This is a genomic window from Agromyces sp. MMS24-K17, from assembly GCF_043950245.1.
GTDB lineage: Bacteria > Actinomycetota > Actinomycetes > Actinomycetales > Microbacteriaceae > Agromyces.
Genome location: NZ_CP171640.1, coordinates 3,410,161 through 3,423,727, shown reverse-complemented (window position 1 = coordinate 3,423,727; position 13,567 = coordinate 3,410,161). Strand labels below are relative to the sequence as shown.

General features: G+C 74.2%; 15 protein-coding genes. 10 read left to right on the top strand and 5 right to left on the bottom strand.

What is annotated here, in order from left to right; all coding sequences use genetic code 11:
• Positions 1 to 108: 108 nt before the first annotated feature.
• Positions 109 to 1,107 (bottom strand): ketopantoate reductase family protein, encoded by a 999-nt coding sequence (locus tag ACGGZK_RS15755; protein WP_395243568.1) that lies wholly within the window; start codon positions 1,105 to 1,107, stop codon positions 109 to 111.
• 40 nt (positions 1,108 to 1,147) lie between these two features.
• Here ACGGZK_RS15755 and truB point away from each other — a divergent pair, with 40 nt between their 5' ends.
• Genes truB through ACGGZK_RS15730 form a run of 5 tightly spaced genes read left to right on the top strand, consistent with a single transcriptional unit; the run spans position 1,148 to position 5,061 of the window.
• A complete protein-coding gene (truB, locus tag ACGGZK_RS15750; RefSeq protein ID WP_395243567.1) occupies positions 1,148 to 2,047 on the top strand; it encodes a tRNA pseudouridine(55) synthase TruB in 900 nt (299 codons plus the stop codon).
• Positions 2,044 to 2,412, top strand: a complete 369-nt coding sequence (locus tag ACGGZK_RS15745) for a hypothetical protein (protein WP_395243566.1) — start codon at positions 2,044 to 2,046, stop codon at positions 2,410 to 2,412. The genes truB and ACGGZK_RS15745 overlap by 4 nt, the downstream gene beginning before the upstream one ends.
• Positions 2,413 to 2,438: 26 nt before the next feature.
• Positions 2,439 to 2,906 carry a hypothetical protein gene (locus ACGGZK_RS15740; protein ID WP_395243565.1) on the top strand — a complete coding sequence of 156 codons (468 nt, stop codon included), beginning with the start codon at positions 2,439 to 2,441 and terminating at the stop codon, positions 2,904 to 2,906.
• Positions 2,903 to 3,832: a bifunctional riboflavin kinase/FAD synthetase gene (locus tag ACGGZK_RS15735; protein ID WP_395243564.1), complete on the top strand. Its 930-nt coding sequence runs from the start codon at positions 2,903 to 2,905 to the stop codon at positions 3,830 to 3,832. The genes ACGGZK_RS15740 and ACGGZK_RS15735 overlap by 4 nt, the downstream gene beginning before the upstream one ends.
• On the top strand, positions 3,829 to 5,061 hold the full coding sequence (locus tag ACGGZK_RS15730; RefSeq protein ID WP_395243563.1) for an MFS transporter: 1,233 nt from the start codon (positions 3,829 to 3,831) through the stop codon (positions 5,059 to 5,061). Before ACGGZK_RS15735 ends, ACGGZK_RS15730 begins: the two co-directional genes overlap by 4 nt.
• 31 nt (positions 5,062 to 5,092) lie before the next feature.
• Here the strand turns inward: ACGGZK_RS15730 and ACGGZK_RS15725 are convergent, their stop codons facing one another.
• Positions 5,093 to 6,025, bottom strand: a complete 933-nt coding sequence (locus tag ACGGZK_RS15725; protein ID WP_395243562.1) for an ROK family protein — start codon at positions 6,023 to 6,025, stop codon at positions 5,093 to 5,095.
• 125 nt (positions 6,026 to 6,150) lie between these two features.
• Here ACGGZK_RS15725 and ACGGZK_RS15720 point away from each other — a divergent pair, with 125 nt between their 5' ends.
• The 5 genes from ACGGZK_RS15720 to ACGGZK_RS15700 all read left to right on the top strand — a co-directional run bounded on the left by ACGGZK_RS15720 (position 6,151) and on the right by ACGGZK_RS15700 (position 11,697).
• Entirely contained in the window at positions 6,151 to 7,095 is a 945-nt protein-coding gene (locus tag ACGGZK_RS15720; RefSeq protein ID WP_395243561.1) for a sugar-binding transcriptional regulator, read from the top strand.
• A gap of 45 nt (positions 7,096 to 7,140) precedes the next feature.
• A complete protein-coding gene (gene deoC / locus ACGGZK_RS15715) occupies positions 7,141 to 8,148 on the top strand; it encodes a deoxyribose-phosphate aldolase (protein ID WP_395243560.1) in 1,008 nt (335 codons plus the stop codon).
• Between the two features lie 23 nt (positions 8,149 to 8,171).
• Positions 8,172 to 9,734, top strand: a complete 1,563-nt coding sequence (locus ACGGZK_RS15710) for an aldehyde dehydrogenase family protein (protein WP_395243559.1) — start codon at positions 8,172 to 8,174, stop codon at positions 9,732 to 9,734.
• Complete coding sequence (locus ACGGZK_RS15705; protein ID WP_395243558.1) at positions 9,731 to 10,591, top strand: aldehyde dehydrogenase family protein; 861 nt, start codon at positions 9,731 to 9,733, stop codon at positions 10,589 to 10,591. Before ACGGZK_RS15710 ends, ACGGZK_RS15705 begins: the two co-directional genes overlap by 4 nt.
• 158 nt (positions 10,592 to 10,749) lie before the next feature.
• The gene (locus ACGGZK_RS15700) at positions 10,750 to 11,697 is read left to right on the top strand and encodes a glycerophosphodiester phosphodiesterase (protein ID WP_395243557.1); all 948 of its coding nucleotides are present in this window, start codon (positions 10,750 to 10,752) and stop codon (positions 11,695 to 11,697) included.
• A 28-nt stretch (positions 11,698 to 11,725) separates the two neighbouring features.
• On the opposite strand, the gene ACGGZK_RS15695 is transcribed toward ACGGZK_RS15700, so the two are convergent.
• Genes ACGGZK_RS15695 through ACGGZK_RS15685 form a run of 3 tightly spaced genes read right to left on the bottom strand, consistent with a single transcriptional unit; the run spans position 11,726 to position 13,522 of the window.
• Positions 11,726 to 12,280, bottom strand: a complete 555-nt coding sequence (locus tag ACGGZK_RS15695; protein ID WP_395246108.1) for an O-acetyl-ADP-ribose deacetylase — start codon at positions 12,278 to 12,280, stop codon at positions 11,726 to 11,728.
• Positions 12,280 to 13,242 carry a homocysteine S-methyltransferase gene (gene mmuM / locus ACGGZK_RS15690; RefSeq protein WP_395243556.1) on the bottom strand — a complete coding sequence of 321 codons (963 nt, stop codon included), beginning with the start codon at positions 13,240 to 13,242 and terminating at the stop codon, positions 12,280 to 12,282. Before mmuM ends, ACGGZK_RS15695 begins: the two co-directional genes overlap by 1 nt.
• Position 13,243: 1 nt before the next feature.
• A complete protein-coding gene (locus tag ACGGZK_RS15685; RefSeq protein WP_395243555.1) occupies positions 13,244 to 13,522 on the bottom strand; it encodes a metal-sensitive transcriptional regulator in 279 nt (92 codons plus the stop codon).
• Positions 13,523 to 13,567: the final 45 nt, after the last annotated feature.

Sequence of the window (13,567 nt, the reverse complement as noted above, 5' to 3'; positions counted from 1 at the left end):
CGCGACGTCCCTGACCGAGGGGGCCCGGCCGTGAGCCGGGCCCCCTCGGCCGAATCCGGGGGCACGAGCCCGGCGGCGAGCCGGGCCGCGCCCCTTCGGCGTTCGCCGTCAGCGCCGGTCGAGCACCGCGAGCACGCGCGCCTCGGGCAGGTGCGCCCCGGTCCGCTCCACCTCGTGCACGAGGGCCACGAGCGCGGCGTTCACCGGGGCATCCAGCCCGGCGGCCGCCGCCTCGCGCACGACTGCGCCGTTCAGGAAGTCGACCTCCGTCGGCTGCCCGCGCCGCACGCTCTGCTGCGTCGAGCCGAGGTTCGGCACCCGCCCCATGCGCAGCCCCATGAGCCGCGGCAGCACCTGCCCGATCGACAGCGGCAGGCGGGCGAACCAGCGCAGCCGGCCGTTCGCGAGGCCCTGCAGGGACCCGAAGCGGATGCCGCGGGCGATGCCGGTGCGCACGGTCTCGCGCATCGACGCGGTGACCACGCGGCGGAGCCGCCGGTCGGCGATGACGTCCTGGACCGGACGGCCGACGATCGCCGGCACGGCATTCACCATGTTCACCACGAGCTTCGTCCACTGCGCTCCGCGGAAGTTCGCGACGGCGACGACCGGCACGGCCTCGCTCAGGATCGCCGCCGTGCGGCGGCACTCGTCGTCGGGCTCGCCGTCGCCGCGGCCGAGGTAGCTCGCCGCGGTCGTCGTGACGCGCACGACCCCGGGCTCGGTGTAGTTGGCGGCGATGATCGACAGCACGCCCATGCACGAGGAGCGGGGCAGGATGCGGGCGGCGGTCTCGACGCCCTCGAGCCCGTTCTGCACGACCACGACGGGCACGCCGTCGATGAGGTCGGCATGGTCGCCGATCGCGGCGGAGGCATCCTGCGCCTTGGTGCACACGAGCACGAGGTCGGGTCGCTGCGTGAGCCGCTCGGATGCCTCGACCCGCGCCTGCACGTCGCCGTAGCCGCCGCTCAGCCGGATGCCGCCCTCGCGGATCGCCTCGAGTCCGCCGCCGCGCGCCGTCACCTCGACGTCGTGCCCGGCCCGCTGGAGGAGCGCCGCGAAGGTTCCGCCGAGGGCGCCGGCGCCGATGATCCCGATCCGCATCCCCCCAGCGTAGGTTCCGCCGGCCGGTAGGCTGTACGGCGTGAACAGCGGCATCCTCCTCGTCGACAAGCCGGAGGGGATGACCAGCCACGACGTCGTCGCCCGCACGAGGCGGCTCGCCGGCACCCGCAAGGTCGGGCATGCCGGCACCCTCGACCCGATGGCCACCGGCCTGCTCGTGATCGGCGTGAACGGCGCGACCCGGCTGCTGCACCACCTCGTCGGGCTCGACAAGGAGTACCTGGCCACGATCCGCCTCGGCTGGGGCACGAGCACCGACGACGCCGAGGGCGAGCCGTTCCCGGCCGCCGATCCGGCGGTGGTCGCGGCGGTCGCCGACGCGGCGATCGCCGACGGCATCGCGGCGCTCACCGGCGAGATCGACCAGGTGCCGAGCTCGGTGAGCGCGATCAAGGTCGACGGCCGCCGGGCGTACGACCGCGTGCGCGAGGGCGAGGCCGTCGAACTCGCGTCGCGTCGGGTGACGGTCGCCGCGTTCGACGTGCTCGGGATGCGGCGCGAGGCGGCGTCGATCGACCTCGACGTGCGCGTCGAGTGCAGCTCCGGCACGTACATCCGCGCGCTCGCGCGCGACCTCGGCGCCGCGCTGGGCGTCGGCGGCCACCTGACCGCGCTGCGTCGCACGCGCGTCGGCCGGTTCGACGTCGCGGATGCCTCGACCCTCGACGCCCTCGACGTGGCCTCCGCCCTGCTCGCCCCTGCGGCGGCGGCGGCGCTCGCGCTGCCCGTGATCGCCGTCACCGACGACGAGGCCCGCGACATCGGGCACGGCAAGCGCGTCGCGCTGCCGGCCGGTGCGGAGCCGTTCGCGGGCGTCGCGGCGGCCGTCGCCGGCGACGACCGGCTCATCGCGATCGTGGAGCTGCGGGGCACGACCCTGAAGGTCGTCACCGGGTTCCCGCAGGAGGTCGACGCGTGATCGAGTGGTACGCGTGGCTGCAGGTCGGCGTCGCCACCCTCGCCGGCCTGCTCTGCCTCGGGCTCGGACTCGTCGGCCGGGTGCCGAGCGACCTCAGCCTCGGCTCGTTGGCGCTCGTCGAGCTCCTCCTCATCGGGCAGGTCGTGGTCGCCGCGGTGGCGCCGCTGGCCGGCAACCAGCCGAGCGGCAGCGCGCTCGAGTTCTGGATCTACCTCGTGTCGGCGGCGCTCCTGCCGCCCGCGGCCGGCTTCTGGGCGCTCCTCGAGCGCACCAGGTGGTCGACGGTGATCCTCGGCGTCGCCGCACTCGCCGTCGCGGTCATGGTGTACCGCATGTTCCAGATCTGGACGGTGCAGGTCGCGTGACCGGGCTTCTGAGAGAATCGAACGTCATGTCTGCATCCGCTCCCACCCCAGCCGCCGAGGCGCCCGCCCGCGTGCGCCGCATGAGCGGCGTCGGCCGCGTGCTCGTGGTCGTCTACGGCATCCTGGCCCTCGCCGCGACCGGTCGCACGGCGGTGCAGATCATCGAGCGCTTCGACGAGGCGCCCGTCGCGTTCACCCTCTCCGGGCTGTCGGCGATCGTGTACATCGTCGCGACGATCGCCCTCGTGATGCCGGGCCGTGCCTGGTACCGCGTCGCGTGGATCACGATCGGGTTCGAGGCCGTCGGCGTGCTCGTCGTCGGCACGATCACCTGGCTCGCGTCCGACCTGCTCGGTGCCGGCACCGGGAACCCGTTCGGCCGCACGTCGACGGTGTGGACCCTCTTCGGCGCCGGGTACCTGCTCATCCCGCTGGTCCTGCCGTTCCTCGGCATGTGGTGGCTCGTGAAGCATCCCGCCGGGGACGACGAGTGAGGACGTTCAAGGGCCTCGACGCCGTCCCGGCCGGCTTCGGCCCCTCGGCGGTCACGATCGGCAAGTTCGACGGCGTGCACGTCGGCCACCGGGCGGTGATCGGTCGCCTCCGCGAGATCGCCGCCGAGCGGGGCCTGTCGAGCGCGATCGTCACCTTCGACCGCAACCCGCTCGCACTGCTCGCACCCGACCACTGCCCGGACGCGCTCGTGAGCGTGCGCCAGAAGCTCGCGCTGCTCGCGACCACCGGGGTCGACGCGACCGTGCTGCTGCCGTTCGACCGGCAACTCGCGTCGGTGCCTGCGGAGGAGTTCGTCGAACGCGTGCTCGTGCAGGCGCTGCACGCGAAGGTCGTGTTCGTCGGATCCGACTTCCGCTACGGCGCCCGCGGCGCCGGCGACGTGGCGCTGCTCGAGCGACTCGGCGCGCAGCACGGGTTCGACGTGGTCGTCATCGACGACGTCCGGCCGGAGGACGAACGGCGCGTGTCGTCGACGTGGGTGCGCGAGCTCCTCGCCGAGGGCGACGTGCGGTATGCGACGGAGCTGCTCGGCCACACGCCGACGGTGTCGGGCATCGTCGTGCACGGCGCGGCGCGCGGGCGCGAGCTCGGCTACCCGACGGCCAACCTGTCGCCCGAGTCCGAGGGCCTCATCCCGGCCGACGGCGTGTACGCGGGCTGGTTGACCGACGGCGGCGTGCGGTACCCCGCGGCGATCTCGGTCGGCAACAACCCGACCTTCGAGGGCGTGCCCCGCAAGCAGGTCGAGGCCTACGTGCTCGACCGCGACCTCGACCTCTACGACCACCTCGTCGACGTCGAGTTCGTCGAGCGCATCCGCGGCATGGTGGCCTTCGACAGCATCGAGGCGCTCATCGAGGGCATCGACGACGACGTGCGGGTGGCGCGGGGCCTGCTCTCTTGACGGACGCGCCGGGCGAGGGCCGCCTTCCGCTGCTCGCCGGGCGCACCCTCGCCTTCGCGGGCATCCTGCTCGTCGCGTTCAACCTGCGGACCGCGGTCGCGTCGCTGTCGCCCGTGTTGCACGAGGTCGAGGCCGACATCGCGTTGAATCCCGTGCAGGTCGGCGTGCTCGGGATGCTCCCGCCCCTGTGCTTCGCCGTGTTCGGCATCGCGACCCCGGTGTTCGCGAAGGGGCTGGGCCTCGAGCGGACGCTCGTGATCGCCCTGGGCGGCCTCGTACTCGGGCTCCTCGGTCGCGCCCTCGCTGGCGACGCGGCGTGGCTGCTCGCGGCGAGCGCACTGACCTTCGCGGCGATCGGCGTCGGCAACGTGCTGCTCCCGCCCCTCGTCAAGCGGTACTTCCCCGATCGCGTGGGGCTCATGACGACGGTGTACGTCAGCGCCATGTCGGTGTCCACCTTCGTGCCCCCGCTGATCGCGGCTCCCGTCGTGTCGGTCGCCGACTGGCGCATCTCGATCGGGCTCTGGGCCGTGTTCGCCTTGTCCGCGCTCGTGCCCTGGGTCGCGCTGCTCGTGCACCCGAGCGCGCGGGCCGGGGCGTCGCTGCCGGAGGAGGCCGACCCGGCGCAGCTGCGTCACCTGGTGCGGTCGCCGCTCGCCTGGGCACTGGCGACGATCTTCGCCGTGTCGTCGGTGAACGCGTACACGATGTTCGCCTGGCTGCCGAGGATCGTCCACGACCTGACGGGCGCCGATCCGGCGACGGGCGGCGCGCTGCTGTCGCTGTACGCGGCGATGGGCCTGCCGGCGGCGCTCGCGATCCCGGTGATCGCGGCGCGCACGGGCAGGGTGCGACTGCTCGTCGGCGTGGGCATCGCCGCGTTCGTCATCGGGTACCTCGGGCTGCTCCTCGTACCGGCCACGGCGACGGCGCTGTGGATCGCGATCGTGGGGCTCGGGCCGCTGCTGTTCCCGCTGGCGATGGTGCTCATCAACCTGCGCACCCGGACGCACGCCGCGGCGGTCGCGTTGAGCGGCTTCGTGCAGTCGGGCGGCTACCTCGTCGCGGCGCTCGGGCCGATCGCGATCGGGCTCGTGCGCGACGCCACCGGGTCGTGGACCCTGCCGCTCGTGCTCCTGCTGGCGACGGCGCTGCCGGCGACCGTCGCGGGCGTGGTCGTCGCGCGGCCGCGCTTCGTCGAGGACGAGCGCGGGGCGCCGGCCGGCTGATCTCCGGGTGCGGGCCGGATCGCCCGCGGCGTCAGGCGAAGTGCTCGGGGCGGTGGATGAGTGCGGCGGCGCCGATGAGGGGGCCCTCGTCGCCGAGTCCGGAGGGGACGATACGGACCCGATTGGCGAAGGCGAACACGGTGTGCTCGGCGACGGCGGCGCGGGCGTGGTCGAGCAGGGCGGGGGAGACGCGCGAGAAGCCGCCGCCGATCGCGGCGAGGTCGAGGTCGAGCAGGTTCGCGGCGGAGGCGACCGCCCGGCCGATCGCCGTGCCGGCGCGTTCCACGGCGGCCAGGGCGATCGGGTCGCCCGCGGCGTGGGCGGCGGCGAGGTCCTCGCCGGTGGCGCCGGTGAAGCCCTGCGTGCGGGCCCAGGCGACGGTGCGGGGGCCGCTGGCGACGGCTTCGAGGCATCCGGTACCGCCGCACGCGCAGCGGTCGTCGAACCCGGCCACGCCGATGTGGCCGATGTGGCCGGCGTTGCCGGTCGGGCTCGGCAGGGCGCGGCCGCCGACCAGGACGCCGCCGCCGACGCCGGTCGACACGACCATCCCGAGCAGGTTTCCGGCGCCCCGGCCCGCGCCGACCCAGTGCTCGGCCACGGCGATGCAGAGCCCGTCGATGGCGAGCACCACGGGCACGCCGGGCACGAGGGCCCGGACGTCGGCGACGAGCGGATGTCCCCGCCAGGCGGGCACGTTCAGCGGCGACACGGCGTCGTGCACGGTGTCGATCGGGCCGGCCGAGCCGATGCCGACGCCGACGACCTCGTCGCCGTCGGGCAGGGCCGCCAGGGCGGCGGTCACCACGTCGACGACCGAGCGCTGCAGGGCGGGGGAGTCGGCCGTCGGGCCCGTGGGCCGGCGGTGCCGGCTGCCCTCCACGACGCGGGCGTCGGGATCGATGAGGGCGGCTTCGACCTTGGTGCCGCCGAAGTCCACGGCCAGCGCGAGCGATGAGGGCATGGGCATCAGCATAGGTGCGCAGCATCCGACCCCGACCTGCTCATCTGAGCAGGAATGCCCGCAGGTGTTGCCGCGGCGCGCCACCGTGCCTACGCTGGAATGCGGGGGACATCGGAAGGAGCCTGATGGACGAGATCGACGAACTGCTGTCCATCCGAGCAGCCGAGCTGTACTACGAGGAGAACAAGACGCAGGACGAGATCGGCCAGGCCCTGCGGCTCACCCGCTGGAAGGTCGGTCGCCTGCTGGCCCAGGCCAAGCAGCGCGGGTTCATCCGCATCGAGATCCTCCACCCGCGCGCCCGGCGGCTGCCGATCGAACGCCGCCTCCGGGAGGAGCGCGGCCTGCACGACGCGATCGTGGTGTCGTCCGCGGGCGTCTCCTCGGTTGAGGAGCTGCAGTCCCGCACCGCGCAGGCCGCCGCCGACTACCTCACCGCGATGCGGCCCGTCCCGCGCACGCTCGGCGTGAGCTGGGGCCGCACGCTGTTCGACATCTCGCAGCACCTGCGCAACGGCTGGGCGACCGGCGTCAACGTCGTGCAGATCAACGGCGGCGTGAGCCTCAACCGCCGGCCGGGCACCGCGGCCGCCACCGCCGTCGGCATCGCGCAGAAGGCCTCGGGCTCCGCGACCCTGCTGCCGAGCCCCGCCATCCTCGAGCGCCTCGCCACCAAGGAGGCGATCGAGGCGGACCGCGTCGTCGCGGGCGTCATCGACCTCGCCAGGTCGGCCGACGTCTACCTCTTCAGCGCCGGCGCCGCCGACCACACCTCCGTGCACGTCGAGAGCGGGTACCTCACCGCCGGCGACGTCGACGTGCTCGTCCAGAAGGGCGCCGTCGGCGACGTCGTCGGCCGCTACCTCGACGCCGACGGCAACATCGTCGACCCCGCCCTCGACGCCCGCACCGTCGGCCTCACGCTCGACGAGCTCCGCCAGGGCCCGCTGACGATCGCCGTCATCGCCGGCCCGTCCAAGCACGCCGTCGCCGACGCGGTCGTGCGCAGCGGGCTGTGCACCGTGCTCGTCACCGACGAGGCCACGGCGCTCCACCTGCTCGACGGCTGACCGCCGCCATCCGAACCACCACCAGACAGGAATCCAGGTCCAGACATGTCAGGAACCGCCCTCGTCAGCGCGCACGAGCGCGCCGTCGCCGTCCTCGGCGGCGAGCCCGACGACGCGACGCTCCGCCGCTACCTCCACGGCATCCCCGGGGTCGACGCCGTCGGCCTCGAGCAGCGCGCCGCCGCCCTCGGCACCCGGTCCATCAAGACCTCCTCGAAGGCGTGGGCGCTCGATCGCATCATCTCGCTCATCGACCTCACCACCCTCGAGGGCGCCGACACCCCCGGCAAGGTCCGCTCGCTCGCCGCGAAGGCGGCGAACCCCGACCCGGCCGACCCGACCACGCCGCGCGTGGCCGCCGTCTGCGTCTACGGCGACATGGTGCCCTCCGCGGTCGAGGCGCTCGGCGCCGCGCACGGCGACCCCGACGACGGCGGCATCTCGGTCGCCGCGGTCGCGACCGCCTTCCCGTCGGGCCGCGCCTCGCTCGACATCAAGCTCGCCGACACCGCCGAGGCGGTCGCCGCCGGGGCCGACGAGATCGACATGGTCATCGACCGCGGCGCGTTCCTCGCCGGGCGCTACGGCCTCGTCTTCGACCAGGTCGCCGCCGTGAAGCAGGCCTGCCGTCGGCCCGACGGCACCAGCGCGAGCCTCAAGGTGATCCTCGAGACCGGCGAGCTCGTGACCTACGACAACGTGCGACGCGCGTCGTGGCTGTCGATCCTCGCGGGCGGCGACTTCATCAAGACCTCGACCGGCAAGGTGCCCTCGGCTGCCACGCTGCCCGTCACGCTCCTCATGCTCGAGGTCGTGCGCGACTGGCACGTGCTCACGGGCCAGCGCATCGGCGTGAAGCCGGCCGGAGGCATCCGCGCGTCGAAGGACGCGATCAAGTACCTCGTCACCGTCGCCGAGACGGTCGGCGAGGAGTGGCTGCAGCCGCACCTGTTCCGGTTCGGCGCGTCGAGCCTGCTGAACGACGTGCTCCTGCAGCGCCAGAAGCTGCGCACCGGGCACTACTCCGGCGCCGACTACGTGACGATCGACTAGACCTGAGACGGGGCATCCGAACCATGAGCTTCCTCGAGTACGCACCCGCGCCCGAGTCGCGCGCCATCCTGTCGCTCCGCGACCGCTACGGCCTCTTCATCGACGGCGAGTTCGTCGACGGCCGCGGCACGCCGTTCCAGACCATCTCCCCGGCCAGCGAGGAGCGCATCGCCGAGATCGCGAACGCGAACGCGGAGGACGTCGACCGCGCCGTCGCCGCCGCCCGCCGCGCCCACGACCGCGTCTGGTCGAAGATGAGCGGCCGCGACCGCGGCAAGTACCTGTTCCGCATCGCCCGCCTCGTGCAGGAGCGGGCCCGCGAGCTCGCCGTCGCCGAGTCGCTCGACAACGGCAAGCCGATCAAGGAGTCGCGCGACGTCGACGTGCCGCTCGTCGCGTCGTGGTTCTTCTACTACGCGGGCTGGGCCGACAAGCTCGACCACGTCGGCCTCGGCGCCGACCCGCGCGCGCTCGGCGTCGCGGGCCAGGTGATCCCGTGGAACTTCCCGCTGCTCATGCTCGCGTGGAAGATCGCGCCCGCCCTCGCGGCCGGCAACACGGTCGTGCTGAAGCCGGCCGAGACCACGCCGCTCACGGCGCTGCTGTTCGCCGAGATCGTGCAGCAGGCCGACCTGCCGCCCGGGGTCGTGAACATCATCACCGGCGCCGGCGACACGGGCGCCGCGCTCGTGGCGCACCCCGACGTCGACAAGGTCGCCTTCACCGGGTCGACCGCGGTCGGCCGCGAGATCGCCAAGTCCGTCGCCGGCACCGACAAGCGCCTCACGCTCGAGCTCGGCGGCAAGGCCGCGAACATCGTCTTCGACGACGCGCCGATCGACCAGGCCATCGAGGGCATCGTCAACGGCATCTTCTTCAACCAGGGGCACGTCTGCTGTGCCGGCAGCCGCCTGCTCGTGCAGGAGTCCATCCACGACGAGGTCGTCGACCGGCTGAAGCGCCGGCTGTCGACCCTGCGGCTCGGCGACCCGCTCGACAAGAACACCGACATCGGCGCGATCAACTCGCGCGAGCAGCTCGACCGGATCCGCGAGCTGAGCTCCATCGGCGAGGCCGAGGGCGCGGAGCGCTGGACCGCGCCGTGCGAGATCCCGGAGAACGGCTTCTGGTTCGCGCCGACCATCTTCACCGGCGTCGAGACCAGCCACCGGATCGCCCGCGAGGAGGTGTTCGGCCCGGTGCTCTCGGTGCTGAGCTTCCGCACCCCGCAGGAGGCGATCGCGAAGGCGAACAACACGCCGTACGGCCTGTCGGCCGGGATCTGGACCGACAAGGGCAGCCGCATCCTCGCCGTCGCCGACCAGCTCCGCGCCGGCGTCGTGTGGGCGAACACGTTCAACCGGTTCGACCCGTCGAGCCCGTTCGGCGGCTACAAGGAGTCGGGCTACGGCCGCGAGGGCGGCCGGCACGGGCTCGGCGCGTACCTGAAGCCCGCGCGCCTCGCCGCCGCCGGCGGCGCGCAGCGCCGCATCGCGAGCTCGGATGCCGCGCCCGAGGCATCCGCCGCGCCCGCGCCCAAGCGCACCCGACGAGCCGCCGCCGCGAAGAAGGGAGCGGCGAAGTGAGCCGCCTGGCCGTGCCCAAGACCTACAAGCTGTTCATCGGCGGCGCGTTCCCGCGCAGCGAGTCCGGCCGCACCTACGAGGTGCGCTCGACCGGCGGCGCGTTCCTCGCGAACGCGTCGAAGGCCTCGCGCAAGGACGCCCGCGACGCGGTCGTCGCCGCGCGCGGCGCGGTCGCCGGCTGGGCGGGCGCCACCGCGTACAACCGCGGCCAGGTGCTCTACCGCATCGCCGAGCTGCTCGAGGGCCGCCGCGCGCAGTTCGTCGCGGAGATCGAGGAGGCCGAGGGAGCGACCCGCGCCGCGGCGACCGCGCAGGTTGACGAGGCGATCGACCGCTGGGTCTGGTACGCCGGGTGGGCCGACAAGTTCGCCCAGGTCGCCGGCAACGCCAACCCCGTCGCCGGGCCCTACTTCAACATCTCGGTGCCCGAGCCGACCGGCGTCGTCGCGATCGTCGCGCCGCAGGACTCGTCGCTGCTCGGGCTCGTCTCGGCGGTCGCTCCGGCGCTGGTGGCGGGCAACTCGGTCGTCGTCGTCGCGAGCGAGGCGTTCCCGCTGTCGGCGATCAGCCTCGCCGAGGTGCTCGCCACGAGCGACGTGCCGAAGGGCGTCGTCAACGTGCTGACGGGCTCGCCGGCCGAGATCACCCCGTGGCTCGCCGCCCACGCCGACGTGAACGCGCTCGACCTCGTCGGCGCGGGCGCGCTCGACTGGGTCGACCTCGAGATCGCGGCGGCCGACACGCTGAAGCGCGTGCTGCGCCCCGAGGCGGGAGCGGATGCCGCGGCGCCGACGCTCGACCGCATCGTCGCGTTCACCGAGACGAAGACGGTCTGGCACCCGAAGAGCCTGAAGTAGGGCGCATGGTCGGCCGGGGGAGCGTCGCGGCGCTCCTCCTGCCGTGCTCGACCGGCGCCGGCACTCCCTCGGACGGGTGATAACGAAACGGTAACGGCGTGTGCTAGCGTGACGGCACCGCCGGGCGATGGAGCCCGGTCGGTGGAAAGGCCCGAACCGTGCACGCTTCCCCCGACGCGCACCCCTCCGGCGCGCGCGCCCGCCGTGCGACCCCACTCGACCGGCTCGCGCACCCGCCGCGGCTCGCCGTGCGGGCCGCGCTCGCCGCGCTGGCGGCCGGGGCCCTGGTCGCCGTCTTCCTGATCGTCCAGCCGCCGCCCTCGGCCTCGGCCGCCGACGTGTTCGGTGCGCTCCGTGCGCCGGGGGAGTCGGCCGTGATCATCGGGCACCGCGGCGACCGGGCGCGCGCCCCCGAGAACACCATGCCGTCGCTCGGGCTCGCCCTCGACGAGTTCGCGTTCGTCGAGACCGACGTGCAACTCACCCGCGACGGCGTGCCCGTGCTGTTCCACGACGTCGACCTCATGCGCGTCGCCGGCGTGCCGCACCGGATCGGCGACCTCACGCTCGCCCAGGTGCGGCGGCTCGACGTCGGGCGCAGCTACGACGATTCGTTCGCCGGCACCCGGATCCCCACCCTCGACGAGTTCCTCACCGCGCTCGCCGAGCGCGACGAGGCCCGGGCGCTGGTCGAGCTCAAGGCGTCGTGGACCCCCGAGGAGGTCGGCATCGTCGGCGCGCTCATCGAACGCCGGGGCGTGCGCGACCGGGTCGTGCTCGAGACCTTCAGCGTCGAGACGCTCGACTCCATCACGCGGGTCGCGCCCTCCCTGTCGCGGATCATGCTCATCCGCGAGCTCCCGGCCGATCCGCGCCCGCTCGCCGAGCGCTTCGGCGTGATCGGGTTCGGCACGACGGTCGCGTCGGTCACCGCACAGCCGCAGGCGCTCACCCTCGCGCACGAGGCAGGAGTCGCCGTGCTCGCCTACACGCTGAACTCGGAGAAGACCTGGGCCGAGGTCGGCGCGCTCGGCGTCGACGGCATCATCACCGATCGCCCGAGCGAGCTCGACTCCTGGCTCGCGGTGACCTCGCCCGGCACCTGAGCCGGACGCCGGCCGGGAACCCGCTCCGTCAGACCTCCTCGACCGCCACGCCCAAGCGTTCGGCCGCCGCCCGATAGGCGCCGAGCACGCGCTCCGACGACAGGACGAAGCGCACGAGCGGCGGCGCCGCGTCCGCGCCGGCGGCCGCGGCGACGGCGATCGCCGTCTCGGCGACCTCGTCGACCGGCCACCCGTACGTTCCGGCCGAGATCGCGGGAAGGGCGACGGATGCCGCGCCCAGCCCCGCGGCCACCGCGAGCGAGTGCCGGTGCGCGGCGACGAGGAGCGCCCGGCGGCGGTCGGCCTCCGGTCCCGGACCCGGCCAGACCGGGCCGACCGTGTGCACCACCCAGCGGGCGGGCAGGAGCCCGGCCCCGGTGGCGACGGCCTCGCCGGTCGGCAGTCCGTCGCGCAGCTCGCCGGCGCGGAGCGCGCGGCACTCCTCGAGGATCGCCGGGCCGCCGGCCCGGTGGATGGCGCCGTCGACCCCGCCGCCGCCGAGGAGCGACGAGTTCGCGGCGTTCACGATGGCGTCGACGTGCTCGGCCGTGAGGTCGCCGAGGCGGAGCTCGATGCGGCGCATCATGCGCCGCCGTCCGACCGGGCGAGGTCGCGCGCGCCGGCACCCGCGCCCACTCCCGCATCCTCGTCGGGGCGCAGCGCGCGCGCGATCGCGGCGATCTCGGCCGGTCCCGTCCGGCAGCAGCCGCCGATCAGCTCGGCGCCGGCCGCGTGCCAGCGGCGCACCGCGTCGGCGTCGAACCCGCCGGCCCCGTGCCAGGTGCGGCTCGAGGCATCCCACACCTCGCCGCTGTTCGGATAGGCGACGACCGGCTTGCCGGCCACCGCCCGCGCGACGGCCACGGCGCCGGCCACCTCGTCGGGATGGCAGCAGTTGACGCCGACCGCGACCACCTCCGGCGGGCCGGCGGCGACGGCGAACGCCTCGGCCAGCGGCTCGCCCGTGCGCATCCGGCCGTCGGCGGGCGTGACGCTCACCCACGCGGGTACGCCGAGCCCCTCCAGCTCGGCGGCGATCGCCTCCACCTCGCGGAGCGAGGGGATCGTCTCGACGGCGAGGAGGTCGGCGCCCGCGTCGGCGAGCCGCCGCAGCCGGTCGCGGTGCCAGCGGCGGAGCGAGCCGACGTCGAGCCCGTAGTCGCCCGTGTACTCCGAGCCGTCGGCGAGCATCGCGCCGTACGGCCCGACGGAGGCCGCGACCCGCCCGCGGCCGGCCTCGTCGCGGGCGCGGCGGGCGAGGTCGACGCTGCGGCGGAGCATCCGGTGCGCCGTGGCGGCGTCGAGGCCGGCGCGCGCGAACCCGTCGACCGAGACCTGGTACGACGCGGTGATCGCGACGTCGGCGCCGGCGGCGAAGGCGGCGCGATGCACGGCGAGCACCGCGTCGGGCGCGTCGATGAGCGCCTGCGCGCTCCAGAGCGGCGCGCGCACGTCGACGCCGGCGTCGGCGAGCTGCGTGCCGAGGCCGCCGTCGAGCACGGTCGCCTGCGCGATCCGCCCGAGCTCGCCGTCGACCGCGGTCACGTCAGCTCCGGTTGTTCGAGAGCTCGAAGATGCGGATCAGCTCGGCGATCGCCGCCTCGCGCTCCTCGCCGCCCGCGTCGTACTGGTGGGCGACGTGGGTGCGCAGGTGGTTCTCGACGAGGAGCTTGTTCAGCGACGCGAGCGACTTCTGGACGGCGAGGGACAGCGTGATGATGTCGATGCAGTAGTCCTCGTCCTCGATCATCCGCTCGATGCCGCGCAACTGGCCCTCGATGATGCGCGTGCGGTGCAGGGCGCGCTTCTTGATGTCGTCGATCACCCGGTCAGGATACCGCCGGCGCCCGATACCCGCAGGGGTATCCGC

Coding starts and splice junctions, on each gene's coding strand:
- ACGGZK_RS15755 (WP_395243568.1), bottom strand. CDS start 1,107: ATGCGGATCGGGATCATCGGCGCCGGCGCCCTCGGCGGAACCTTCGCG.
- ACGGZK_RS15710 (WP_395243559.1), top strand. CDS start 8,172: ATGAGCTTCCTCGAGTACGCACCCGCGCCCGAGTCGCGCGCCATCCTG.
- ACGGZK_RS15725 (WP_395243562.1), bottom strand. CDS start 6,025: ATGCCCTCATCGCTCGCGCTGGCCGTGGACTTCGGCGGCACCAAGGTC.
- deoC (WP_395243560.1), top strand. CDS start 7,141: ATGTCAGGAACCGCCCTCGTCAGCGCGCACGAGCGCGCCGTCGCCGTC.
- ACGGZK_RS15740 (WP_395243565.1), top strand. CDS start 2,439: ATGTCTGCATCCGCTCCCACCCCAGCCGCCGAGGCGCCCGCCCGCGTG.
- ACGGZK_RS15695 (WP_395246108.1), bottom strand. CDS start 12,280: ATGCGCCGCATCGAGCTCCGCCTCGGCGACCTCACGGCCGAGCACGTC.
- ACGGZK_RS15720 (WP_395243561.1), top strand. CDS start 6,151: ATGGACGAGATCGACGAACTGCTGTCCATCCGAGCAGCCGAGCTGTAC.